The organism is Vibrio methylphosphonaticus, from assembly GCF_023634655.1.
Lineage (GTDB): Bacteria > Pseudomonadota > Gammaproteobacteria > Enterobacterales > Vibrionaceae > Vibrio > Vibrio methylphosphonaticus.
This window is the reverse complement of the sequence record NZ_JAMKMS010000001.1, coordinates 16,812-39,766: the sequence shown is the minus strand read 5'-3', so window position 1 is coordinate 39,766 and position 22,955 is coordinate 16,812. Positions and strand designations below refer to the sequence as shown.

The following is a 22,955-nucleotide window of genomic DNA, read 5'->3' as shown; positions in this document are numbered from 1 at the left end:
GGAATGAGATTAGTAAGGTCATTGTATGTCAGAAGAAGTCAGTAAAAATATCTCCGAAACCTTGTTTGAAAAGAACAAGCAGGCGAAAGAAACTTCTCGTCTCATGAGGTATATGCCGAGTAGTGAGAAAATTCTGGAAGAGAAGCGAGAGCAGATGCCAAGAGCCTGGTATCGAAACTTACTGCGACTACAGTGGGTTTGGCAAGGTGTTGATCCCATAGAGCAAGAGCGCATTCTTGCTCGTATTGCTTCGTCTGATCATTCTCGTACGGTGGATGAGTGGTTAGATACTGTGATGGGGTATCACAGCGGAAACTGGAACTATGAGTGGACTAAATTGGGTATGCAGCACCAAAAGCAGGCCAATGATCTCGTTGGTGACGCTTCAGCTGAGCAGCTTTTTACCGCATCGTTGTGTTTTAGTATTGCTGGTTACCCGCACTTAAAAAATGACAATTTGGCACTTCAAGCGCAGGTGCTTGCAAACACGGCTTATAATGAAGCGGCTAAACGGACGAGTCACATTATCAAGCAACTTGAAATTCCGTATAAGAACAAGCGTATTATTGCCAACCTTCATTTACCGAGTACTGATAAACCTCAACCTGTGGTCATTGTTAGTGCGGGACTGGATTCGTTGCAAACGGATATGTGGCGCTTGTATCGAGACTATCTCGCACCCGCAGGCATTGCTATGTTGACGGTTGATATGCCTTCTATTGGTCACAGCGCTCGTTGGCCTTTGAGCGAAGACAGCTCGTGCTTGCATCAAGCCGTGCTCAATGAATTGCCAAATATTCCTTGGGTCGATCACTTTAAAGTGGGTTTGCTTGGCTTCCGCTTTGGTGGCAATGCAATGGTACGGTTATCGTTTTTAGAGCCCTATAAAATTAAGGGCTGTGTTTCTCTCGGTGCTCCAATACACGATGTGTTAACCAAGCCAGAAAAGATCAAGCAGATGCCAAAGATGTATTTGGATATGTTGGCATCACGTCTGGGAAAAGATGTTGTCGATATAAATAGCTTATCAGGTCAGCTTATGGCTTGGTCACTTAAAGTCCAAGGCTTTTTGACGTCTCGCCGTACACGAGTCCCTATATTGGCAATGAGCCTAGAAGGCGATATGGTATCGCCAATTTCTGACAACCGCCTGGTCGCGATGTTTAGCGATTATGGTAAAGCGAAGCAGATTCCAGCCAAAGGAATCGCCAAAGGATACGAGCAATCGCTAGAAATGGCGATAAAGTGGTTAAATGATGAACTTTTCAGGTGACATTTGTTTGTATTTAGTTAAATATGAAATAACTGTGTAATCAAACCTATGGTAAAAATATAAATAAATCATGAGTTGTAGGCTTATGCAGTTTAAATAGTATTTTTACGTTGAAACGGAGTTTCATGATGTCAGAAGAGGCGAAAAAACCCACACATTACCGTTTGATTACGGCACTAAAAGCCATTGGTCCCTACTTGAGAGAACCATTGTGTAAAGAAGGAGCCTACCATTTTGATTGCTTGTCGGTATGTGTAGATGATAGTAAGTCACCCGAAGACCGTGAGTTTTGGGGCTGGTGGTTAGATTTATCCATAGACGACGCAAAATTAGAAGCCATCTACCAGATTGGCCGCTATAACCAAGTGGGTGAGTGGGTACTTGAATCTGCCCCGAAAGCAGCAACGGCGGAGATTACTCGCACTCAAGAAGTGTTTCATGAAAAACTGACGAAAGCCTTAAATGATAAATTTAAGCTCTCTGTAGAGATTCATGATGATTCGGTTGAGTTTGTGTAAGTAGGCTTAATGTTGCAAGTAAGTAGCCTTAGGGATCCCTGAGGCTATTTTAATCGTTTATCTACCCCCCTCTTTCCCTGCTAACCAGTTTTTACTTGTACAATTGATGTTTGATTGCTAAAACATCACTCCTATTAAATTTTTCATATCAAGCTCAAAGAAATGGCAACTGAAATCAATTCTGTAACGACCAATACACAAACCGTTGTGGTGAAGTTGGGAACAAGTGTTCTTACGGGTGGCTCACTGGCGCTAAATAAGGCGCATATGGTGGAGCTAGTTAGACAATGTGCTGAGTTAAAAAAACTGGGTCATTCTGTCGTGATTGTTTCGTCTGGCGCGATCGCGGCTGGCCGTGAACATCTTGATTACCCCGCACTTCCCAATTCAATGGCGAGCAAACAGTTGCTTGCTGCGGTGGGTCAAAGCCAATTGATTCAAGTTTGGGAGTCTTTATTTGCAATTTACGGCCTTAAAATAGGACAAATGCTCCTGACTCGTGCTGATCTTGATGATCGCGAACGTTTCCTCAACGCGCGAGATACTATTAATGCACTTGTTAACCACGACATTATTCCGATTGTGAATGAGAATGATGCGGTGGCGACAACAGAAATTAAAGTTGGCGATAACGATAACTTATCCGCGTTAGTAGGTATTTTATGTGGGGCTGACAAATTACTACTATTGACGGATCAGCGCGGTTTATTTACCGCCGATCCTCGTAAAGATCCTAACGCTGAGTTGATACGTGAAGTAACAACAATTGATGAAACGCTGCGTAAGATTGCCGGTGGCAGCGGGACCACGCTGGGTACTGGCGGCATGGCAACGAAATTGCAAGCGGCTGATATTGCTCGACGCGCGGGTATCGAAGTTATTATTGCCGCAGGAAGTGCGGAAAACGTAATTTTTGACGCTTTGTCTGAACAGCCACAAGGGACGCGTTTCTTGCCTTTAGCTGAAGCACTAGAAAACCGTAAGCGTTGGATTTTAGCCGGTCCAGCGGCAACGGGTGATATTGTTATTGATAAAGGCGCAGTTAATGCGGTGATTGGGAAGGGAAGCAGCCTCCTAGCGAAAGGCGTAGTGAGCGTGTCGGGTCATTTTAGTCGCGGCGATGTAGTCCGCGTGACAACGCTCGATGGGGCACTGATTGCTCGGGGTATTTGTGGTTATTCTGATAGCGATCTTGCGAAGATCTCAGGTAAGCACAGTAATGAAATCTCTGCGCTGCTTGGCTACGACTATGGTTCAGAAGTGATTCACCGTGACGACATGGTTGTCATTCAAGATTAAGAATTCAAAAGGATAAATTATGGATATGATCCAAATGGGTCGCGATGCAAAACAGGCTAGTTTTGCGCTGGCTACCGCCTCGACGGCACAGAAAAATCAGGCATTGCATATTATCGCTGATGAACTTGAGGCGAACTTGCCTGCTATCTTGGCTGCGAATGCCATCGATATTAATTTAGGAAGAGAAGCAGGACTGACCGAAGCGTTACTTGACCGCTTATTGCTAAATGAGCAGCGATTAAAAGGCATTGCTGATGACGTTCGCAACGTTATCACGCTCAATGACCCTGTTGGTAGTGAGATGGACAGCAAGGTCCTAGAGAATGGCATGAGCTTATCTCGTCGTCGCGTACCATTAGGCGTTGTGGGTGTTATCTATGAAGCTCGTCCAAACGTGACCATTGATATTGCCGCATTGTGTTTAAAAACGGGCAACGCGAGTATTTTGCGTGGCGGTAAAGAAACCTTTCACTCCAATATGGAATTAGTGAAGGTGATTCAATCAGCATTGTCGAAAGCTGGTTTGCCAGCAGCGTCAGTGCAATATATTGAAAAACCTGATCGTGAACTAGTCTCACAGCTGTTAAAGCTTGATGATTATGTTGACATGATTATCCCGCGTGGTGGTGCTGGTTTACACAAAATGTGTAAAGAGAACAGTAATATTCCAGTGATCATTGGTGGCTTTGGTATCAGCCATATCTTTGTCGATGAGTCGGCTGATCTAACACGCTCTATGGACGTTGTAGAGAACGCTAAGGTTCAGCGTCCTTCTGCGTGTAACTCACTCGATACCTTGTTAGTGCATGAAAAAGTAGCGACAGAGTTCTTAGCGGCGTTCTCACAGCGTATCCAGGGGAAAGTTGCACTCGTTGCCGAGCCTAAAGCACTTGCCATACTTGATGGTGCAGATGATTTACGTGCAGCAAAAGAGGGTGACTTTGATACTGAGTGGCTCAGCTATACTCTTGGTGTGAAGGTTGTTGCGAATGTGGATGAAGCGATTGACCATATGCGAATTCATAATGCTAGCCACTCTGATGCCATCATGACCAATAGTTTGGTAAGCGCAGAGAAATTTATTAACTCAGTGGGTTCAGCGGCCGTCTATGTGAATGCGTCGACACGTTTTACCGATGGTGCGCAATTTGGTCTAGGAGCGGAAGTCGCCGTGTCGACACAAAAGCTTCATGCTCGTGGCCCGATGGGCCTAGAGGAGTTGACTAGCTATAAGTGGGTAGGAAAAGCGGATTACCTAGCGAGACCGTAGCGAGTCATCACATTAATACGAACAAAAAGGCGCAGAATTCTGCGCCTTTTTTGATGCTTTGAATTGATCACAATTGAATTGATCACAAGTAGGCTTAACGCTTCGCCTTAGCCAAAAATCGGTCCAAATTATTGGCAAATTCGCGTCTCTCCGTTTGACCCAATGGAGCGGGTCCTCCAGTTTGAATACCACTTGAACGCATGGTGTCCATAAAATCACGAATGTTAAGCCGTGCTTTAATGGTTTCTTTTGTATAAAGCTCACCACGAGGGCTCAGTGCTAAAGCATTTTTGGTGATCACTTCATCCGCTAGTGGGATATCTGAGGTAATCACTAAATCCCCCGCTTCAACGCGTCTAACGATTTCATTGTCTGCAATGTCAAAACCTGCGGGTACCGTAATCGAATGAATATTATCGCGCTTTGGAACTGGAACGGTGTGGTTTGCAACAAACGTGCAGGTAAGTCCGGTTCTTTCAGCGGCTCGACAAAGAGTTTCTCTAATCACCTTTGGACATGCATCGGCATCTACCCAAATTTTAACCATGTGTATTTTCCAACTTTTCTAGTCTTGTTATTAACTGTTCTACCTGAGCTTCCAAGGCTGCAATTCGAGCTTCTTGAGAAAGCGAACGGTTGTCTGCGGCAACTTCAACCTTAGGAATATGTTGAGTAGCTTTCCATGACTTAATGACAGTGATGAGAGCCGGCATTGGGACTTTTGTCGATAGTCGGCCTTTGACCAAAGCGACGGTTGGTTCCTTTCCTTCTTCGTTTAAACTCGTGAGGACAGCGTGAATCTCAGCAGAAACGTCTTTGGTTAACATCGTTTTTATCCATTAAATAGGTCATCAATGAATATTACATTTGAATGGCGTGAGGGTACAGCCAACAAATTGTGATGCAGACAGCCTGCGGTGTCCTTTGCGATAAACAGAGGAACGGGCAAAGTGGAAATACTGCGTGAGAGATCTCTCACATGAGCTGTAAGATAAAGAGAAAAGTATCAGGTTTTTGTCTGTTGGTTTTGTCTTAAATTTTTGATTTTATGAGGTTGTTTTTGTTTTCCATTTTATTGGCGCAGAAAGTTTTGTTGTCAGTATATTGTCTCAAAGCTGAAATCGCGTAAATTAGAACTTGTCGGAAGGATGCTGACACGGAACAGGAAAGACACAGGAAGGTCATCTTCAGGAAGAAGATTTAGTGACTCAAGGTTAGAGTGACTAGCACGGAAGTAAGGACAAACGCTGGATGCGTAAAAATCATCAGGAAGATGATTTAAAAGGACAGGGATACACTCAGGAGAGTGCTAGGAACAACATCAGGATGATGTTCAAGGACACCGCTCAAGGAACAAGTGAAGCGAGCTGACTGGGATGGTTAGCGTCATTGGATGATATGGACACCGCTAGGACGGCGATGCAAGGATATAGCTGAAGGATTCAGCCACTATTACGGAAGATGCATGGAGCACCTATAGTAGCCGGACTGCTGCGAGTAAGACTATAGCCCCAATACGCAAGTGTTGGGGCTTTTCTTTTTTTCATATCCACGAAGTCTTTTCTCCTCTCCTTATATTGTTCAACACCAGAATGAACGTAAAGGAATGCCTCATGACAATTGCGACACTTAGGACGCTTTTGGTCCCATATACTAAGCATTTAGAATCGGATTTTTTAATGCTAAATGTTTGCGCCAAAAATCGTCAACATATGAATGGCCCATACTCACTGCAAACCGCTCGTCAACTCTTTCAAACGTTATTAGAAGAGCCAAAAATATTTGCAATGGCGGTGTTGGATATTCGCAGCCGTGATTATTTAGGTCATGTGTTTGTTGATAACGTGGAAGAGCAAGCTGAACTGGTTTTTTTGTTTGATAAGCAGTATTGGAACCAAGGAATCGCCACAGAAGTATTGCAGTGTTTTTTGCCGACTGCGAGCCATGAACTGGGTGTGCAGTCATTGACGGCCAACGTTGATGTTGACCATCACTCTTCTATTCGCTTACTAGAAAAACTGGGCTTTCAATCCTGTGGTCAAGCTGTCAATGAGCATGGACCCTATTTGACGTTCACCATGACTGCCCGTTAAATGAAGCCGTTAAGTCAAAAGTGACACCTTTGCCTTTACATGCGGTAAGGTGGAATATGGAAGTTAATAACATAAAATCCTTTCATCACCAGCTTTCCTTGATAGTAGTCGTCGCCAAGCGCGGAAAACTCAAATTCATAAATGGTATGCCAACCAAACCGACCATTGGCATCTCTAATCTTATGAGTGCCAAACGAAACACTGAGCATTTGTAAATCGAGCTCTTTGCAGCGGCGACTTACCGCCGACTTTGCTATTTCAGATTGACGCCTTTGTTGCCAAAAGAAAAAGCAAAACAGGCTAAGCGCCAAAATCATTAAAAGGTTATCAATCACAGCCTATCCTTAATGCGTACGCCCTTGCGCAGCGGCTTGTTGTAAGCCTACTAGAGCAGTCGTGAGTTCTTGTGAAGGGGTGGAATGCAACAACGGCAACAGTACCATCCTTAAACTTGGCATCATCACTAGGTCTGCAAACAACTGGTTGAACAGCGCTTGGTTACCGGTCTGTGCCAGACGAATGAGGTATTGATTTGCAATCGTTGTTGTTGTGAGAGGAAGCCAAGCTCTGCCAGCAATCGCAATGAGAATTTCTTGGTGGCTAAGTCGTGTGCTATTTAGAATATTCGCGACTAAGCGTTCAAGCTGCTGTGGTTTACCACCCGCCAATGCGCGCACGTAAGCGGACAATAAAAACAGGTCAGCGTCGTTTGATTGGCATTCATCTTGCGCCAATTCGAATATCACATCGGACAGTTTGTCAGGCAACGCAACATGTTCGAGAGCACCCAAGAGAGCATATTTAGGCTCGCTGGCGATATGACGCAAACTGGCACGAACGATACGACCATTTTCGTCATTCGCTAGCCGTGCAGCGAGGTCAGTAATTCCCTGTAAACCAACACCTTGCCAATTGTTCCAGCCTAGCTTCCCTTGGAAGTATTCTTGAGCGTGCGTGTAGTATTGGCTCGTGGGTAAGGTAAGCTGAGCGCTTAATAGGCTATGGAAAATGGCAAGTTTGTCGTCTTTTGGTCGGAAGGTAAATGGGTTATTTGCTAGCTTTTTTTGCTGCTCTTCCGTCATGTCCTGGCTTAAACGAGAGCCCATTGCTTCTATAACGAATTGGATAAACTGCCCAATATCACCTTGATTTAATAAACCGCGCTCGTCTAAGTTGAAGGTTAGGAACCAGATCCAAGGTTGTTTCTCTTCATTCCAATATGCCACCGCAAATTGCGCTTTACGTTGAATGGGAAACGGATAAGGTTGGCTGCCGTTTTCAACATTGGCAAACTGCTGGTTATCAATTTTTTGAACACGTCGTGAGAGATCGTAGATGTGGTATTGGCAACCACTGTTCACCAGCATGTCTGTCAAAGTATGAAGGGTATCCATGGCGTTGTTCCTAGTACGGTTTGGGTATAGAGCAATAGATGGTATTCTATCGCGAATTTTCAAGGTCATGGCCGCTTTTCATTAGATTAAATTAGCCTGACAACTCAGATATTGAACATGAAGCAACATATTGATGAATTAAAACAGGCGATGAAGCAACATGGCCTATGGCAGAAACAACCTCCAGCAGAAGAGAAATTTCTCAGCACGCAGCCGTTTTCGATAGATACATTAGCACCAGAAGAGTGGTTGCAATGGGTGTTTGTTTCTCGAATTGAAGCCATGCTTGCCGCCGGGCAAGCGCTACCGGCTAATTTCGAAATCGCACCGTATTTCGAGCAGTCTTGGCAAGCGATGCCAACGTATAGTGATGTTATTTGTATTCTAAAAAAAATTGATGGAGCGTCCAAGTCGTGACTACCTCAAGCAGCACCAGTCATTCTTCTGACCGTGATTTAGAACAGTCAGAAGAAAACAAGAAAGATTCAACCACCACCCTAGAACCGGTTGCGCCACTGGAGATTGTTTTTCGTGATGAGTATTTAATTGCCGTGAACAAGCCCGCAGGGATGCTTGTTCACCGTTCGTGGTTAGATAAAGGGGAAACACGGTTTGTGATGCAGACGTTGCGTGATCAAATTGGTCAGCACGTTTTCCCATTGCACCGCTTAGATAGGCCGACGTCTGGCGTGCTGCTATTTGCACTATCGAGCGATGTTGCCTCGAAAGCGATGCCCATGTTTGCTGAGCACAAAATGGAAAAGACCTACCACGCGATTGTACGAGGGTGGATAGAAGAGGGCGATCGTCTTGATTACGCGCTTAAACTTGAATTGGATAAAATTGCGGACAAGTTTGCGACCCAAGAGAAAGAAGCGCAGCCGGCGGTAACGGTTTACGAGCCGTTAGCCAAAGTTGAAGTGCCTTACTCGACCGGACGATTTCCAACGAGCCGTTATGGCTTAGTTGAAATGAAGCCAGAAACAGGGCGTAAGCATCAGCTAAGAAGGCATATGCACCATCTTAGCCATCCTATTATTGGCGACACAACGCATGGTGATGGTAAACATAATCGCTTGTTCCGTGATCATTTCTCTGCTCGCCGTTTGATGCTTCATGCGTCGTCTTTGAAGTTTACACACCCGATCTTAGAGAGTGAAATTGTGATCAACGCTCGTTTTGATGATACATGGATCGACCTGTTTAATGAATTTGCTTGGCAAGAATGTGAAGCGATTCAGGATTACGTGAAGTAATCAAGCTGAGAAGCCGAAATAGTAGATTTCTTAATGGGTTGAATTTCGATAGACTGTCCTTAAAACCTATATAAATCGTCACTTCAACCCAAGGAGGTGTTATGCATTGTCCCTTTTGCTCAGAAAATGATACAAAAGTCATCGACTCAAGATTGGTAGCGGATGGTCACCAGGTTCGTCGTAGACGACAGTGCTTGGCGTGTAGTGAACGGTTTACCACCTTTGAAACAGCTGAACTCGTGATGCCGAAAGTTATTAAGTCAAACGGCAACCGTGAACCATTTAATAAAGATAAAATGGTGGGTGGAATTCAGCGAGCATTAGAAAAACGCCCGGTAAGTGCTGATGCGATTGAGCTAGCAATTAGCCATATTGAATCTCAACTTCGAGCCACGGGTGAGCGCGAAGTACCAAGTGACATGATAGGTAACTTGGTCATGACTCAGCTTAAAGAACTCGATAAAGTGGCCTATATCCGGTTTGCATCGGTTTATCGCAGCTTTGAAGATATACGAGAGTTTGGTGAAGAAATCGCTCGACTAGAAGATTAATCGATACAAAAAGGAGCACCTTGTATGAAGCAATCCAACGCAAGTGATGCAGGATTTAGTGCTATCGATCATCAGATGATGAGTCGTGCGATAGCATTGGCGTACAAAGGTCGCTTTACAACGGCTCCAAACCCTAATGTTGGCTGTGTTTTAACACTCAATGGACAGATTGTCGGCGAAGGGTATCATCAAAAAGCAGGTGAGCCTCATGCTGAAGTGCACGCGCTAAGAATGGCAGGTCAGCAATCTTTGGGCGCTACGGCTTATGTCACGCTTGAACCATGTTCACATTATGGAAGAACGCCTCCATGCGCAGAAGGGTTGATTAAAGCCGGTGTCGCGAAAGTGATTTGTGCAATGTCTGATCCCAACCCTCAAGTTGCAGGCCGTGGCTTTACCATGTTGCGTGATGCCGGAATTGAAGTTCAAGTCGGCCTGTTAGAAGCGGATGCACGAGCATTGAATCCCGGTTTCTTGAAGAAAATGGAAACAGGATTGCCGTTCGTTCAGCTAAAAATGGCGGCGAGTCTTGATGGGCAAACCGCCCTTGCAAATGGTCAGAGTCAATGGATAACGGGACCGTCGGCAAGGCAAGATGTTCAGGCCTATCGAGCACAAGCTGGTGCAATACTCTCAACAAGCCAAACCGTGATAGAGGATAACGCGTCACTTAATGTACGTTGGCACGAGTTGCCAACTAAGGTGACAAACACGATAACGTCGGGGGAACTGCGCCAACCGGTTCGAGCCATTTTAGATAGGCAGCATCATTTAACCCCTGACTTAGCGCTTTATCAAAGTGACGGGGCGGTGCTACGAGTCGCTCAATCGGGTAGTGATGTTAATGTGTCATTGGATGAGCACGGGCAACTTTGTCTTGAAGAGACACTATCTACACTGGCATCAGAACAGCAAATTAATCATGTATGGGTTGAAGCCGGCGCAACATTAGCTGGCACGTTAATTCAAAAGCAACTGGTCGATGAGCTTATCGTATATTTAGCGCCTAAACTTATGGGTGCGGATGGTCGCGGTTTGATTGGCGCTTTAGGCCTGCAATCCATGCAAGATACTATCGATTTGGTGATTAAAGACGTAACAATGGTCGGAGAAGACATTCGTATTGTTGCCACACCTAAGTCGCGGCATCGTTAGTGTGCATATTATAGCTAGTATGCATGCTATCGCTAGTGTGTATATATAGCCAGTAAGCAATGTTATAGCTGGTAAGCACGTTATAATGGTTACTAAGCACGTTATAAATAGCGACATTAATTGTCACGGCCCCCAACCACAAAATAGAAATAGAGACAGATGTTTACAGGTATTATCGAAGCAATTGGCACACTAAAAGCCATCACTCCTCGCGGAGAAGATATTAGCATTCATGTTGATGCGGGGAAGCTCGACATGGCTGACGTGAAGTTAGGTGATAGCATTGCCACCAACGGCGTTTGTTTAACTGTGACGGCATATACGGCCACCACATATACCGCAGACTTGTCGGTTGAAACCTTAAATAAAACAGGGTTTGCGCATTACCAAGTGGGTGAAAAGGTCAACTTGGAAAAAGCCATGCTGCCAACAACGCGTTTCGGTGGACATATTGTCTCGGGTCACGTCGATGGGGTTGGCGAGATTATTGATCGTCAACACGTGGGGCGTGCCATAGAATTTTGGGTTCAGATGCCTCATGAACTCAATAAGTATGTCGCGGAAAAAGGGTCGATTACTGTTGATGGTATTAGTCTGACCGTCAATGGATTACGAAAAAATGCCTTTAAACTCACCATTGTGCCGCATACAACAGAAGAAACGACAATTGATCGTTTTCAGGTAGGGCGCAAAGTGAATTTAGAAGTGGATGTCATGGCTCGCTATATGGAGCGCTTACTGCAAAGTCACACGCAGAGCGAACCTGAGTCACGCATCTCGATGGAATTTTTGCAACAAAATGGTTTTGCTTAGTGTAGCGAAAGGCCATGTTTAGAGAGACAGCATCGCATCGCGATACAACGACTGAGTAAAGCGGTATCACGCTTAGTAAAACAGCAAACGTTGAGCAATATGGCAAACGCTGCAAGCAAACAAAATTAATAACAGGAATGTGATATGCCAATTAGTACGCCCCAAGCCATTATAGAAGATATTCGATTAGGTAAAATGGTCATCTTAATGGATGACGAAGATCGTGAAAACGAAGGTGACATTATTATGGCTGCGGAACATGTCACGCCAGAAGCGATCAACTTCATGGCAACACATGGTCGCGGTTTGATTTGTTTGACGATGACCAAAGAGCGCTGTGAGCTACTGGGCTTACCGCCAATGGTGCAAGATAATAACGCTCAATATACGACGAATTTTACCGTTTCAATTGAAGCAGCAGAGGGCGTGACCACTGGTATTTCAGCTGCGGATCGTGCACGTACGGTGCAAGCAGCCGTAGCGAAAGGGGCGAAAGCCGCTGATTTGGTTCAACCGGGGCATATCTTCCCACTTGCGGCGCAAGATGGTGGCGTATTAACACGTGCCGGGCACACTGAAGCGGGTTGTGATCTAGCAAAACTCGCGGGTTTTGAGCCGGCGTCAGTGATTGTTGAAATTCTTAATGATGACGGCAGTATGGCTCGTCGCCCTGACTTGGAAGTTTTCGCAGAAAAGCATGATCTCAAACTGGGCACCATTGCTGATCTCATTGAGTATCGTAATAACAACGAAACGACGATTGAGCGAGTTGCCGCTTGCCATCTTCCTACTGAATTTGGTGAGTTTGAATTGGTGACTTACCGCGATACGATTGATAACCAAATTCATTATGCGATGTGTAGTGGTGACCTAACGGCACAAACGCCACTGGTTCGCGTGCACTTACAAGATACTTTTACTGATATTCTTCGCTCAGATCGAAACTCTGAACGCAGCTGGACGTTGGATAAAGCCATGCAGCGTATTGGTAGTGAGGGTGGCGTTTTAGTCTTACTCGGTAATGAAGAAACGACCGAGTCGATCGTTCACAAGATCAAAGTCTTTGAACAACAAGACAGCGGGCAAGCACCAACGATGGCGAAAAAACAAGGCACTTCACGTCGTGTAGGAGTTGGTTCGCAAATTTTGGCAGATCTTGGCGTGCATGAAATGCGATTGTTGTCCTCGGTCGATAAAAAATACCACGCACTCGGTGGCTTTGGTCTAACGGTGACTGAGTACGTAACTAAATAGGCGCTAACGTTTTTATCCAGTGAAAATGGAACAAACCGCGTTTAACACATAGACTCAAACTTCTTCAGGTCTTAAATGATTTAGGTGTGAGGAAGTTTGAGCTAGATATTGATAATTGAGTTGTGCTAGAATCCGGCGATTCTCGCGAGATGAACATAGTTTATAAGGAAAGTATATGAAAGTTATCGAGGGTGGCTTCCCTGCACCAAACGCAAAAATTGCGATTGTTATTGCTCGTTTTAATAGCTTTATTAATGAAAGCCTATTGTCTGGTGCTATCGATACTTTGAAACGTCATGGTCAGGTTAGCGAAGACAACATCACTGTTGTTCGTTGTCCTGGTGCGGTTGAACTGCCATTGGTAGCTCAACGCGTTGCTAAAACAGGCAAGTTTGACGCTATCGTATCACTAGGTACAGTGATTCGTGGCGGAACGCCACATTTTGACTATGTTTGTAGTGAGTGTAATAAAGGTCTTGCTCAAGTGTCACTGGAATACAGCCTACCAGTCGCATTTGGTGTTTTGACTGTTGATACTATCGATCAAGCTATTGAGCGCGCCGGAACCAAGGCTGGTAATAAAGGTGCAGAGGCTGCACTAAGCGCGCTAGAGATGATCAACGTTCTTTCTGAAATCGATTCCTAATGGGGGCCAGTGTGAAACCAGCCGCACGTCGTAATGCACGTCAATTTGCTCTGCAAGCAATTTATTCTTGGCAAATTACTAAAGATAATGTTGCCAATGTAGAAGAACAATTCTTGTCAGGTGGCAAGTATGATGAAGAAGAACATCATGCCGCAGAGCCAGCGTTAAGCGCACCAGAGACTGACGTTGTGTATTTCCGTGATTTGCTCACGGGTGTCGCGTTGAATCACACAGAATTAGACAGCAAACTGCGTCCATTCGTATCTCGCCCAATGCAAGATCTCGATATGATGGAACTAGCGCTGCTTCGTCTAGCTATGTACGAAATGACAAGTCGTGAAGACGTTCCTTACAAAGTTGTTATTAACGAAGCTATTGAGCTAGCAAAAGTATTTGCAGCGGAAGATAGCCATAAGTTTGTTAATGGTGTGCTTGATAAAGCGGCACCAAGTGTACGTAAAAAGTAACAATTAACGTTCGTCTTATCCTAAAAAGGTCAGCATTATGCTGGCCTTTTTTATATACTCTGAACACCTAATTCTAGAGTCTATTGCCCGTATGTCCGGTGAATTTAGTTTAATTGATAAATACTTTGCGCATAAGCAGCAACAGCGCAAAGATGTAATCCTTGCCCAAGGGGATGATTGCGCTATCGTGGCCCCTGCACAGAATAGCCATATTGCGATCAGTACCGATATGTTAGTGTCCGGCACCCACTTTCTCGAAGATGCCAACCCTGCATATATCGCTCATAAAGCGTTAGCGTCCAATATTAGTGATCTAGCGGCCATGGGCGCATCTCCAGCATGGGTGTCAATGGGCATCGCACTTCCTAAGGTTGATGAAGACTGGCTCGAAGCGTTCACCCATACTTTTTTTGAACTGGCTGATTATTACGGTATTCAATTAATAGGGGGCGATACAACCAAGGGGCCTCTATCCATTACCCTAACTGTTCAGGGAACGTTGCCGGAAGGTAAAGGACTCACCCGAAATGGCGCAAAAGTTGGCGACTGGATTTACGTAACGGGGACGTTAGGTGATGCTAAAGCCGGATTAGATGTTATTTTACAGCAGCGTACTAGTGATGATGCGGCGCTTAACCAGCACCTAGTAGAGCAACATTTTTTGTCCACGCCTAGAGTGTTAAGTGGGTTGGCACTAAGAGATATAGCCTCCTCCGCTATCGATATTTCGGATGGGCTGGTTTCGGATCTCGGTCATATTCTGTCTCGCTCTGACGTTGGGGCTCGGATAGACGTAGCTCAGCTGCCTATCTCACCCGCCTTGACGGCATTTTTGCAGCAAGAGGACGAGAGACAGTACTACGCCCTTACTAGCGGTGAAGAATACGAATTGTGTTTTACTGTCCCGGAAGCAAACCGCGGGCAACTCGAGGTGGCGCTTTCGAACACACCATTTCGTTGTATCGGCAGAATAACGGGCACTCGCCAGTTAGAGCTGCATCGCAACAATACTTCTTTAGACTGGAATGTAAGTGGATTTGACCACTTTAAGGTAACCGTATGACCAACCCATTGAGCCTGATTTCTTTAAAAAACCCCTGGCACCTTCTTGCGACAGGATTTGGCAGTGGACTGTCTCCAATCATTCCCGGCACGATGGGGACGTTGGCCGCAATTCCATTGTATCTTTTGTTGGTCCAGTTACCATTTAGCCTGTATGTCGTGTTGGTTGTGGCGTCTTGCTTTATAGGCGTAAAAATTTGTCAGGTGACGTCTGATGATATGGGGGTTCATGATCATGGCTCTATTGTCTGGGATGAGTTTTCTGGTTTTTGGATCACTATGATGATCGTGCCCGCACTGAATATTCCAGTGGATGAATGGAAGTGGCTGCTCACGGGTTTTGTGCTATTTAGATTTTTCGACATGGTGAAACCATGGCCTATCGGATGGCTAGATAAAAGAGTCCATGGCGGTTTAGGCATCATGATTGACGACATTGTTGCCGGCGTAATGGCGGGTTTTTGCCTGTACTTAGTCGGTCACTTCTCGGGTTGGCTAGCGTAAAATAACTCAGCGTTAGAGTTTGTGCTCTATGACCACATAGGGCATTTTCTCCAATAATTGCCGAGTAGGGACAAAGCTTTACTATACTGGGCTGAAAAAATTGTTATTATTAGCCTCCCTTATTGAACTCGTAACAAGATGTATGCTTAGTAATCTGCGTTTATTGATCAACTCACTTCTCGTCATTTTGAACACGGCCGTCACCGCAGTCGTGGTCTCAACACTTTCTATTATCAAATTGATTTTGCCACTTCATCCAGTGCAAAAGACCATGACGAGTTTGGCAAATAAACAAATGTGGGTATGGGCAACGGTCAACCTTTGGCTGTTAAATATAAACAACAATATCGACTGGCAGATTGAAGGGGGTGAGGAGCTCACGCCTGAGCAATGGTATATGTTACTTTCAAATCACTTAAGCTGGACAGACATTGTCATTATCAGCTCGGTAATGAAAGATAAAATGCCAATGTGCAAGTTTCTTCTCAAGCAAAGCTTACTCTACGTGCCTTTTGTCGGTTTAGCGTGTTGGGGACTAGACATGCCGTTTATGAAGCGCCACTCGCAAGCTTACCTCGTTAAGCACCCAGAGCGCCGCAATGATGACTTTAATGCGATCAAAAAAGCGTGTGAGAAGTTTCAACATGTCCCTACCACGATGATCAGTTTTGTGGAAGGCACACGTTATAGCCCTGAAAAGGTTCAAACAGGTAAAACGCCTTATCGTCACCTACTTAAGCCTAAAACCGGTGGTGTTGCCTTTACCCTGAACGCGATGAATCAACTGTTAGATGGGGTTGTTGATATTACCTTAGCCTACCCAGAAAACCGTGAGAATCCATTTGAAGACCTACTTAAAGGCCGATTAACCAAAGTCGTGGTTAAGATAGAGGTCTACCCAATGGATGAAAATCTAAGTGGGGATTACTTTAAAGACAAAGCGTTTAAACGTCGTTTCCATCACTGGTTAAATGCACTTTGGAAGCGTAAAGACGAAACACTGGAATCGATTTATCAAAATAACGGTTTGAAGTAAGCGACCGCTTACCGTCGATTGTAAGTAGGAAATCGATTGTTAGTACGAAATATGAATAATAAAAAAGGTCTACCGCGAGGTAGACCTTTTTTATTGAATTAAGCGATAGATAGTCTAGGAATGACTCGACAACGCTTTTCTTCTTCATTGATGTGCAATGAGACCGCATGTGTGTGGTAGTTGTCACCGCTCTTCCAAACGGTTTCTCCGAATATCTGACACAGTTCCATATCAGAAATAGATCCTTTCATTTCTCGGTAGGCGACAGCTGAGATGATCTTTTGCTCTAATACTTTAGGGCAAGATTCTACTAGCCAACGACTCACTTGAATATTCGGCAAAGCACGCTCCTTGTGGTCATGTTTTCGTCATCGCTGACCACACTACCACTAGCATATTTATGGATCAAGTTGAACTTGATCACATTTTTTAGCCATATTCGGCGCTTATTTATAACTTGTTGTTAAATATATAATAAACCAAGCGCATAAGCTGTTAAGTGAAATGGTTAATCGATACTCAGTGCTTTTTTTAGGTTGGATACCGTTTGGCGGTGATGACGGAGATGCAAGCGTTCTTTGACATGGGGTAGTAACCACAACACGGAGATGAGCGCAGACCATTCACGGAGAGCCGATACTAAAGCCGAACCGGCGACGCTACCTAAGCCAACATAGCTTGGCAATACAGAGTAAAGCAGTACGAACGTAAAAACGGTAAATAGAGCAGACAACCAAAAAGGGTGTGAGTGAGTGATATCTTTATTGCTAGAGTCTTTTGACATTGGATAGTGTTCCCTTTTATCCATTACTACTTGCCATTCAAACAATTCTCGGTGATAACACAAGTTGATAATCACATTAATTGGATACTGTCCGCAGAATCGCGATTTACCTGGCTCCTTAATAGGTGAGGCAGTCACAAAATAACAACGTTATATCAGAGTGAACCTTCTGCTTAATGTCTCAGTTTGAGTAAATACACTAATCAATTACTGGCGACTGTCTACACTTTCTTCACGGGCCGGTAACCGCAACGTAAATGAAGGTGGAATATGAAATCTGAATCTACTCATGATTACAGTCATGACTATCGCTATCGACATATTGAGGTCACTCGACGAGATGATGTCATGATCATAGCACTGAATCGACCCGATAAGCTTAATGGGGTTGATATGACCATGTTTGATGAGTTGATTGATATCAGCCGTCGCTTAAAGCGAGATCATCAGCTTCGAGCTGTTATTCTGAGCGGTAATGGTGGCAACTTTAGTTCGGGCCTAGATTTTAGTGCCATGATGGCGAACAAAAGGTTTGCTGCTCGGTTACTTTTTAAAGTGTGGCCGGGAAGTGCCAATCGAGCTCAACAAGTCAGTGCCAACTGGCGATCACTATCGGTGCCGGTTATTGCGGTTATTGAAGGCTATTGCTGGGGGGCTGGGTTGCAAATCGCATTAGGCGCTGATTTTAGAATATGTGCACCTAATGCGAATTTATCTATTATGGAATCGAAGATGGGTTTGACATCGGATATGGCTGGTTCCCTAGGGCTTAGGGAGGTTATGTCCAAAGACCAAGCCATGCGAATTTCAATGTGTGCTACACAGCTAGATGCGGCGAAATCACTTGAGCTAGGATTGGTCACTGAGGTTCATGACGCCCCGATGCAAGCTGCTGAGGCTTTGTGTCAGGAGATAGCGCTTAAATCACCGGACGTAACCGCCGCGATTAAACATATATATACACGCTATTGGACTGAGCCCGCATGGAAATTACTTGCCTATGAAACATACAGTCAAGTTAGGATTATGCTAGGACAGAACTTTAAGCAGGCACAAAAAGGGTTGCGTAATAAAACTATCGCACGCTTTAAAAATAGACAGAAATACTGGTGATAAAGGTTCACTAATATCGTTATATATCTATAGAATATTAGCGAGACTTATTTTATAGATATATCATTATTGTCGGGTGTTTTTATTAATTATGGTTCTGGATATATATTTAAAGTAACGGTTGCAGTTGGATTGATTAATGCTTGCATTTATAATTATTTTCAATATATTCCATTTAATAATTGTTAGGATTTTAATTCTATTCCAGTAGTGCGATTTTTAGGTGGGTAACGTGAAATTGTCGGTTAAAAATAAATTGTATGGTGGGTTCTTTGCCATATTTCTCGTAATGTGTACTGGACTAAGTATCATATGGTATGAAGTGACCGTATCAGAACATGTTGCTATTGAAATCAAGAATGATGATGTGCCAGAATTCGAGCAGTACCTTATTTTAATTGATGAGGTCGGAGGTGTTTACCGTAGCTCACTGGAAGTGGTATTGGGCGCTTCTCAAGGTGTCAATTCATATCAAAGTAACTTAAATAGCGCCCATGAGGCATTTGAACAGCTAAGACAATTAGAATTGGAAAATCAAACTGACACAGCCATGTTGAATGAAGGCCGTGAGTTGCTCCGAGGGTATACAGCGGGTTTTGAATCACAAGTAATGAATAATGTCTCTCCTGAGCGAGTCGCGATCAACTTTGAACGAACAAGACAGCTTTTTGATCAATATTTAGTGCCGTTAGAGAAAACACTAGATAAAGCATCATTATCAGAAAAACAAGATACGTATGGTTCATTAGGTGGACTGGTTGAGTCATTTAAAGTTATCTATTTAACTATCTTGATTTCTATTTTTTCGGTTGTAGCCGGTTCATTAATCATTGCCTATTTAGTATCAAACTCTATTGTCCGTCGTGTATCGCTGTTAAATGATATTGCTCGCCGAATAGCAAATGGTGATTTGTCCCATGCTCGGGTTGAAGATAGCGCTGGAGATGAACTGTCAACATTAGGTCACTCTATAAATCAAATGCAGCAGTCCCTATCGGATCTAATTTGTTCAATCCACTCTGTAAGTGCAGATGTGAAAGAAGCGACATTTGAACTAAGTGCAATTAGCGAACAGATGGTTGTAGGCGCAACGTCGCAATCTGAAAAGGCGACATTAATTGCTACTGCTTCAGAAGAGCTGAGTTTGACCATCTCCGAAGTGGCGCAACAAGGTAATCAGACGTACAGTGAAGCGCAGCGCTCTGAATCTTGTGCCGTACAAGGGCGTACAGTCATTTCAGAAATGGTCGGAAGTGTCCAACAAGTCTCGATTCAAATGCAAGATATGTCTCGTCAGATGAATACCTTAGGCGACCATGGAAAACAAATTGGAAGTGTCATTAAAGTCATCCAGGACATCGCCGAGCAAACTAATTTATTGGCGCTCAATGCTGCTATTGAAGCGGCGCGAGCGGGTGAATTTGGGCGTGGTTTTGCTGTCGTCGCTGATGAAGTTCGTGCATTGGCTGAGCGCACTACTCGGGCAACTGAGGAGGTGTCTGCATTGATCCAGTCAATTCAATCGGGCACTGAGCAAGCCGTTGTACTAACGGTCGATAACTGTCAATTGGTTGAATCTGGCGTTAAGCAAAGTGAAGGTGCCATTAGTGCGCTAGAGCAGATTGTTGAAGGTGCGGGTAACGTTCAAAATATGATCAATTCAATTGCAACTGCGGCGGAAGAACAAACGGCGGTAACGAAAGAGATCGCGACTGATATTACATCGATTAGTGATATTTCGGATCAAACGTTGGTGAGTGCCAACTCAAGTGCTAAACGAGTGGATGAACTCAATAAGAAAGTTCACGAGTTAGAACAGCTTGTCGCTCGTTTTACGGTGTAACAATATTGAATGGTAAAGCGGACGGCTTAGCATGAACAACGTATTGCTTACTTGATAGATAGCGCTGATGAGTGGGTAAGACGATGAATAAATCCTGTGGAGACATGGCTTCATCGTCGAATCAGTGCTTAAATAGGTAGGTAGTCAAACACGGTTGTGTTAGGCTTCGCGCTCGACTTTCAAGGTCAGTGGTACATTCTGCTACACCTCCTGTGTTACTGACTATGCTGATTACTTTCTTGTTTGGAATTTATTTTGACTAATAACGATATTTTACGCCGTATTCGCTATACCTTTGACTTTAAAGACGCAGAAATGATTGACGTGTTTGCAGCGGCAGAGCACAAAGTGACACGTGAACAAGTGTCGAATTGGTTAAAAAAAGACAGCGATGATAACTACAAGTCAGCAAGCGACACAGACTTAGCGATTTTCTTGAATGGCTTGATCAATATTAAACGTGGTAAGCGTGAAGGTGCTCAACCAGAGCCTGAAAAACGCCTAACCAATAACATGATTTTCATGAAGCTTAGAATTGCATTGAACATGAAAGCGGAAGACATCTTAGATGCCCTACAATCGGTAGACTTTAACCTAAGTAAGCACGAGCTGAGTGCATTTTTCCGTAAGCCAGACAACAAGCACTATCGTGAATGTAAAGACCAAATCTTGCGTAACTTCTTGATGGCAATACAGCGTCAGCTGCGCCCTGAAGACAAAAGCGAATACCAAGATTAAGTTTTCACGCTAGTATGTTGATCAGCAAAAGGTGCAACGTCTTTTGCTGATCAAAAGCGCTTAGTTTTCACGCCTGCGACACCAACTATTTTTCTATTCCCCATAGGTTGCTGTAGACTTATTATCGTCTAGCCCTAAGTATCCATTCACTTTGTTCCTACGATGAACTCAATTATGTCCTTTAAAACATTCAATTTTAATCCCAAGCTCTCTGCTGCTATGGCAAGTGCATTTTCGTCTCCGACCAACATTCAGTCTTTGGCATGGCCTCCAGCTTTATTAGGTAAAGACGTGTTAGCGATTGCCCAAACAGGTAGCGGTAAAACGATGGCTTATGGTTTAGCGTTAATTGAGCAATTGAGTCGGGCAATGGTATCGTCCGGTGATGATGGTCATCAGCACAATCTAAATGCGATTGGTGCCATCATTTTAGTGCCGACACGCGAGTTGGCGATACAGGTGAATGATGCGTTGGCACCATTGGCTACGGCCTTATGTCAATCGTCATTAGTGCTATGTGGTGGTGTGGATATTAACGCGCAAAAGCAGCAGTTAGAGCAACACCCCACCATCATCATTGCTACGCCTGGACGCTTACTTGACTTGGTTAAACAGCAAGCTATCTCTCTAAGCAATATAAAACATGTCGTGTTAGATGAAGTGGATCGTTTACTTGATATGGGGTTTTGGGCGGATGTTCAGAGTATTTTGAGCGCACTACCTAGTCAGCGCCAAACGATGATGTTCTCAGCAACCTTACCCCCGTCTTTAGAAGCTCAAGTCGCACGGTTACTCAATGATCCAGAGCGTGTGCAAAGTCACGTGACAAATAGCGTCGTTACGCATGTTGAAGAATCTTTGTATTTAGTCAACAAAGGAAGTAAAGCCAATGTATTGATTCAACAGATAAAAGATAACCAGTGGCAGCAGGTTTTAGTGTTTATCGGTGCTCGCGACAATGCCGACGCTTTGTGTAAGAAACTCGTTAAGGCTGGCTTTGCTACTGCCGCCTTGCATGGCAACAAAGATCAGACGCAAAGAGAGCAGACACTTAACGCCTTTAAAGAGAAAAAGGTGCAAGTACTTATTGCCACCGATTTGCTCGCGCGAGGCGTGCATGTGGATCAGTTACCCGTGGTAATTAACTATGAGCTACCTGCTGATGCATCGGTGTATGTGCACCGAGTTGGTCGAACGGCGCGAGCGGGTCAATCGGGTTTGGCTATTTCACTTGTTTGCCATGGTGAAACGGGGTATTTGGAAGCGATTAGATCGCTTACAGAGAAGTCGCTACCTTTGCAGCAACTGGCTGGATTTCCAGTGACAGATAAACCGGCCTCTGAGGAAAGCAAGCGCCCTAAAAGAGATAAGCAAGCAAACCGACGCACAAATAAAAAAAGCAGTGCTAAGCAGTTCAAAGCCAAGCGTTAGGCAAGAAAGTCAAACCATGGCGCGCTATCTAGAGTTGATCACTCCCCACCTGTCAGGGTGTACAGAGGGGAGTGATGGAAAGGTGATTTAACGATTAGGTCCCGCTTACAAACTCTGCAACGATACAATTCTTTAATTCGTTTTATTCGCCTCTGCCACGTTGTTCGGCGTACCCTGACTAAGTATTCGTTGTGTCCACACATGCAAATCATCCTGAAAGTATCCATCCTGTCACTTTTTCCTAGTTGCTAGAAAATGTGATCTTAGTTCCATATATTTTATGGGTAATCATGCCATTGATATTCATCGATGTTAACAGTGAATCTGAGCATTATTGACCATCATTGCAGTGTTATATTGCAATGTATTTCAGGTGCTTATGCATACCTGTCTGTTAATTTTCTGGGTGATTAATTTGGTGGGGTGAACGTGAAATGATAAGTAAATCGAGGGAA

The 22,955-nt window shown here is 44.3% G+C and carries 26 protein-coding genes; 20 read left to right on the top strand and 6 right to left on the bottom strand.

What is annotated here, in order from left to right; translation table 11 throughout:
* The first annotated feature begins 25 nt into the window (after window positions 1-25).
* The 4 genes from frsA (at window position 26) to M9196_RS00200 (ending at window position 4,360) form a co-directional block, all read left to right on the top strand.
* Window positions 26-1,273 (top strand): esterase FrsA, encoded by a 1,248-nt coding sequence (gene frsA / locus M9196_RS00215; protein ID WP_250615521.1) that lies wholly within the window; start codon window positions 26-28, stop codon window positions 1,271-1,273.
* A 128-nt stretch (window positions 1,274-1,401) separates the two neighbouring features.
* Window positions 1,402-1,791: a sigma factor-binding protein Crl gene (gene crl / locus M9196_RS00210; protein WP_250615915.1), complete on the top strand. Its 390-nt coding sequence runs from the start codon at window positions 1,402-1,404 to the stop codon at window positions 1,789-1,791.
* 162 nt (window positions 1,792-1,953) lie between these two features.
* On the top strand, window positions 1,954-3,090 hold the full coding sequence (gene proB / locus M9196_RS00205) for a glutamate 5-kinase (RefSeq protein WP_250615520.1): 1,137 nt from the start codon (window positions 1,954-1,956) through the stop codon (window positions 3,088-3,090).
* A gap of 19 nt (window positions 3,091-3,109) precedes the next feature.
* On the top strand, window positions 3,110-4,360 hold the full coding sequence (locus M9196_RS00200) for a glutamate-5-semialdehyde dehydrogenase (protein ID WP_250615519.1): 1,251 nt from the start codon (window positions 3,110-3,112) through the stop codon (window positions 4,358-4,360).
* A gap of 94 nt (window positions 4,361-4,454) precedes the next feature.
* Here the strand turns inward: M9196_RS00200 and M9196_RS00195 are convergent, their stop codons facing one another.
* Window positions 4,455-4,907, bottom strand: coding sequence for a YaiI/YqxD family protein (locus tag M9196_RS00195; protein ID WP_250615518.1), 453 nt, complete (start codon window positions 4,905-4,907; stop codon window positions 4,455-4,457).
* The gene (locus M9196_RS00190) at window positions 4,900-5,187 is read right to left on the bottom strand and encodes a hypothetical protein (RefSeq protein WP_250615517.1); all 288 of its coding nucleotides are present in this window, start codon (window positions 5,185-5,187) and stop codon (window positions 4,900-4,902) included. Before M9196_RS00190 ends, M9196_RS00195 begins: the two co-directional genes overlap by 8 nt.
* Before the next feature lie 786 nt (window positions 5,188-5,973).
* Here M9196_RS00190 and M9196_RS00185 point away from each other — a divergent pair.
* Entirely contained in the window at window positions 5,974-6,453 is a 480-nt protein-coding gene (locus M9196_RS00185; RefSeq protein WP_250615516.1) for a GNAT family N-acetyltransferase, read from the top strand.
* Window positions 6,454-6,488: 35 nt separating this feature from the next.
* On the opposite strand, the gene M9196_RS00180 is transcribed toward M9196_RS00185, so the two are convergent.
* Both M9196_RS00180 and M9196_RS00175 read right to left on the bottom strand, forming a co-directional pair.
* Window positions 6,489-6,788 carry a DUF3301 domain-containing protein gene (locus tag M9196_RS00180; protein WP_250615515.1) on the bottom strand — a complete coding sequence of 100 codons (300 nt, stop codon included), beginning with the start codon at window positions 6,786-6,788 and terminating at the stop codon, window positions 6,489-6,491.
* A gap of 9 nt (window positions 6,789-6,797) precedes the next feature.
* Window positions 6,798-7,847 (bottom strand): DUF3549 family protein, encoded by a 1,050-nt coding sequence (locus tag M9196_RS00175; RefSeq protein ID WP_250615514.1) that lies wholly within the window; start codon window positions 7,845-7,847, stop codon window positions 6,798-6,800.
* A gap of 117 nt (window positions 7,848-7,964) precedes the next feature.
* On the opposite strand from M9196_RS00175, the gene M9196_RS00170 reads away from it, so the two are divergent.
* The 11 genes from M9196_RS00170 to M9196_RS00120 all read left to right on the top strand — a co-directional run bounded on the left by M9196_RS00170 (window position 7,965) and on the right by M9196_RS00120 (window position 16,591).
* On the top strand, window positions 7,965-8,264 hold the full coding sequence (locus M9196_RS00170; protein ID WP_250615513.1) for a YqcC family protein: 300 nt from the start codon (window positions 7,965-7,967) through the stop codon (window positions 8,262-8,264).
* Between the two features lie 98 nt (window positions 8,265-8,362).
* Window positions 8,363-9,103: a tRNA pseudouridine(65) synthase TruC gene (gene truC, locus M9196_RS00165; protein ID WP_284677049.1), complete on the top strand. Its 741-nt coding sequence runs from the start codon at window positions 8,363-8,365 to the stop codon at window positions 9,101-9,103.
* Between the two features lie 101 nt (window positions 9,104-9,204).
* The gene (gene nrdR, locus M9196_RS00160; protein ID WP_250615512.1) at window positions 9,205-9,654 is read left to right on the top strand and encodes a transcriptional regulator NrdR; all 450 of its coding nucleotides are present in this window, start codon (window positions 9,205-9,207) and stop codon (window positions 9,652-9,654) included.
* 24 nt (window positions 9,655-9,678) lie between these two features.
* Complete coding sequence (gene ribD / locus M9196_RS00155; RefSeq protein WP_250615511.1) at window positions 9,679-10,809, top strand: bifunctional diaminohydroxyphosphoribosylaminopyrimidine deaminase/5-amino-6-(5-phosphoribosylamino)uracil reductase RibD; 1,131 nt, start codon at window positions 9,679-9,681, stop codon at window positions 10,807-10,809.
* A 159-nt stretch (window positions 10,810-10,968) separates the two neighbouring features.
* A complete protein-coding gene (locus M9196_RS00150) occupies window positions 10,969-11,622 on the top strand; it encodes a riboflavin synthase (RefSeq protein WP_250615510.1) in 654 nt (217 codons plus the stop codon).
* 144 nt (window positions 11,623-11,766) lie between these two features.
* Window positions 11,767-12,876 (top strand): bifunctional 3,4-dihydroxy-2-butanone-4-phosphate synthase/GTP cyclohydrolase II, encoded by a 1,110-nt coding sequence (ribBA, locus tag M9196_RS00145; RefSeq protein WP_250615509.1) that lies wholly within the window; start codon window positions 11,767-11,769, stop codon window positions 12,874-12,876.
* A gap of 175 nt (window positions 12,877-13,051) precedes the next feature.
* Window positions 13,052-13,522 (top strand): 6,7-dimethyl-8-ribityllumazine synthase, encoded by a 471-nt coding sequence (gene ribH, locus M9196_RS00140; RefSeq protein ID WP_004741508.1) that lies wholly within the window; start codon window positions 13,052-13,054, stop codon window positions 13,520-13,522.
* Window positions 13,522-13,989 carry a transcription antitermination factor NusB gene (gene nusB / locus M9196_RS00135; RefSeq protein ID WP_250615508.1) on the top strand — a complete coding sequence of 156 codons (468 nt, stop codon included), beginning with the start codon at window positions 13,522-13,524 and terminating at the stop codon, window positions 13,987-13,989. Before ribH ends, nusB begins: the two co-directional genes overlap by 1 nt.
* 91 nt (window positions 13,990-14,080) lie before the next feature.
* Entirely contained in the window at window positions 14,081-15,052 is a 972-nt protein-coding gene (thiL, locus tag M9196_RS00130) for a thiamine-phosphate kinase (protein WP_250615913.1), read from the top strand.
* Window positions 15,049-15,555 carry a phosphatidylglycerophosphatase A gene (pgpA, locus tag M9196_RS00125; protein ID WP_250615507.1) on the top strand — a complete coding sequence of 169 codons (507 nt, stop codon included), beginning with the start codon at window positions 15,049-15,051 and terminating at the stop codon, window positions 15,553-15,555. The genes thiL and pgpA overlap by 4 nt, the downstream gene beginning before the upstream one ends.
* Before the next feature lie 142 nt (window positions 15,556-15,697).
* On the top strand, window positions 15,698-16,591 hold the full coding sequence (locus M9196_RS00120) for an acyltransferase (protein WP_250615506.1): 894 nt from the start codon (window positions 15,698-15,700) through the stop codon (window positions 16,589-16,591).
* Window positions 16,592-16,689: 98 nt separating this feature from the next.
* Here the strand turns inward: M9196_RS00120 and M9196_RS00115 are convergent, their stop codons facing one another.
* Together M9196_RS00115 and M9196_RS00110 are read right to left on the bottom strand one after the other, a co-directional pair.
* Window positions 16,690-16,932, bottom strand: coding sequence for a hypothetical protein (locus M9196_RS00115; RefSeq protein WP_250615505.1), 243 nt, complete (start codon window positions 16,930-16,932; stop codon window positions 16,690-16,692).
* Window positions 16,933-17,099: 167 nt separating this feature from the next.
* Entirely contained in the window at window positions 17,100-17,375 is a 276-nt protein-coding gene (locus M9196_RS00110; protein WP_250615504.1) for a hypothetical protein, read from the bottom strand.
* Between the two features lie 270 nt (window positions 17,376-17,645).
* Here M9196_RS00110 and M9196_RS00105 point away from each other — a divergent pair, with 270 nt between their 5' ends.
* The 4 genes from M9196_RS00105 (at window position 17,646) to M9196_RS00090 (ending at window position 22,500) form a co-directional block, all read left to right on the top strand.
* Window positions 17,646-18,488 (top strand): crotonase/enoyl-CoA hydratase family protein, encoded by an 843-nt coding sequence (locus M9196_RS00105; RefSeq protein ID WP_250615503.1) that lies wholly within the window; start codon window positions 17,646-17,648, stop codon window positions 18,486-18,488.
* 232 nt (window positions 18,489-18,720) lie between these two features.
* Window positions 18,721-20,331: a methyl-accepting chemotaxis protein gene (locus M9196_RS00100; protein WP_250615502.1), complete on the top strand. Its 1,611-nt coding sequence runs from the start codon at window positions 18,721-18,723 to the stop codon at window positions 20,329-20,331.
* Window positions 20,332-20,586: 255 nt separating this feature from the next.
* Window positions 20,587-21,069 carry a YehS family protein gene (locus M9196_RS00095; RefSeq protein ID WP_250615501.1) on the top strand — a complete coding sequence of 161 codons (483 nt, stop codon included), beginning with the start codon at window positions 20,587-20,589 and terminating at the stop codon, window positions 21,067-21,069.
* Between the two features lie 174 nt (window positions 21,070-21,243).
* Window positions 21,244-22,500, top strand: a complete 1,257-nt coding sequence (locus M9196_RS00090; RefSeq protein ID WP_250615500.1) for a DEAD/DEAH box helicase — start codon at window positions 21,244-21,246, stop codon at window positions 22,498-22,500.
* Window positions 22,501-22,955 lie beyond the last annotated feature (455 nt).

Excerpts from the sequence above, each read along its gene's own strand:
- proB (WP_250615520.1), top strand. The coding sequence starts at position 1,954 with ATGGCAACTGAAATCAATTCTGTAACGACCAATACACAAACCGTTGTG.
- ribH (WP_004741508.1), top strand. The coding sequence starts at position 13,052 with ATGAAAGTTATCGAGGGTGGCTTCCCTGCACCAAACGCAAAAATTGCG.
- M9196_RS00175 (WP_250615514.1), bottom strand. The coding sequence starts at position 7,847 with ATGGATACCCTTCATACTTTGACAGACATGCTGGTGAACAGTGGTTGC.
- M9196_RS00195 (WP_250615518.1), bottom strand. The coding sequence starts at position 4,907 with ATGGTTAAAATTTGGGTAGATGCCGATGCATGTCCAAAGGTGATTAGA.
- M9196_RS00150 (WP_250615510.1), top strand. The coding sequence starts at position 10,969 with ATGTTTACAGGTATTATCGAAGCAATTGGCACACTAAAAGCCATCACT.
- M9196_RS00190 (WP_250615517.1), bottom strand. The coding sequence starts at position 5,187 with ATGTTAACCAAAGACGTTTCTGCTGAGATTCACGCTGTCCTCACGAGT.
- M9196_RS00110 (WP_250615504.1), bottom strand. The coding sequence starts at position 17,375 with ATGTCAAAAGACTCTAGCAATAAAGATATCACTCACTCACACCCTTTT.
- M9196_RS00105 (WP_250615503.1), top strand. The coding sequence starts at position 17,646 with ATGAAATCTGAATCTACTCATGATTACAGTCATGACTATCGCTATCGA.
- M9196_RS00185 (WP_250615516.1), top strand. The coding sequence starts at position 5,974 with ATGACAATTGCGACACTTAGGACGCTTTTGGTCCCATATACTAAGCAT.
- ribBA (WP_250615509.1), top strand. The coding sequence starts at position 11,767 with ATGCCAATTAGTACGCCCCAAGCCATTATAGAAGATATTCGATTAGGT.
- M9196_RS00200 (WP_250615519.1), top strand. The coding sequence starts at position 3,110 with ATGGATATGATCCAAATGGGTCGCGATGCAAAACAGGCTAGTTTTGCG.
- M9196_RS00120 (WP_250615506.1), top strand. The coding sequence starts at position 15,698 with ATGCTTAGTAATCTGCGTTTATTGATCAACTCACTTCTCGTCATTTTG.
- M9196_RS00170 (WP_250615513.1), top strand. The coding sequence starts at position 7,965 with ATGAAGCAACATATTGATGAATTAAAACAGGCGATGAAGCAACATGGC.
- pgpA (WP_250615507.1), top strand. The coding sequence starts at position 15,049 with ATGACCAACCCATTGAGCCTGATTTCTTTAAAAAACCCCTGGCACCTT.
- thiL (WP_250615913.1), top strand. The coding sequence starts at position 14,081 with ATGTCCGGTGAATTTAGTTTAATTGATAAATACTTTGCGCATAAGCAG.
- nusB (WP_250615508.1), top strand. The coding sequence starts at position 13,522 with ATGGGGGCCAGTGTGAAACCAGCCGCACGTCGTAATGCACGTCAATTT.
- M9196_RS00090 (WP_250615500.1), top strand. The coding sequence starts at position 21,244 with ATGTCCTTTAAAACATTCAATTTTAATCCCAAGCTCTCTGCTGCTATG.
- nrdR (WP_250615512.1), top strand. The coding sequence starts at position 9,205 with ATGCATTGTCCCTTTTGCTCAGAAAATGATACAAAAGTCATCGACTCA.
- frsA (WP_250615521.1), top strand. The coding sequence starts at position 26 with ATGTCAGAAGAAGTCAGTAAAAATATCTCCGAAACCTTGTTTGAAAAG.
- crl (WP_250615915.1), top strand. The coding sequence starts at position 1,402 with ATGTCAGAAGAGGCGAAAAAACCCACACATTACCGTTTGATTACGGCA.
- ribD (WP_250615511.1), top strand. The coding sequence starts at position 9,679 with ATGAAGCAATCCAACGCAAGTGATGCAGGATTTAGTGCTATCGATCAT.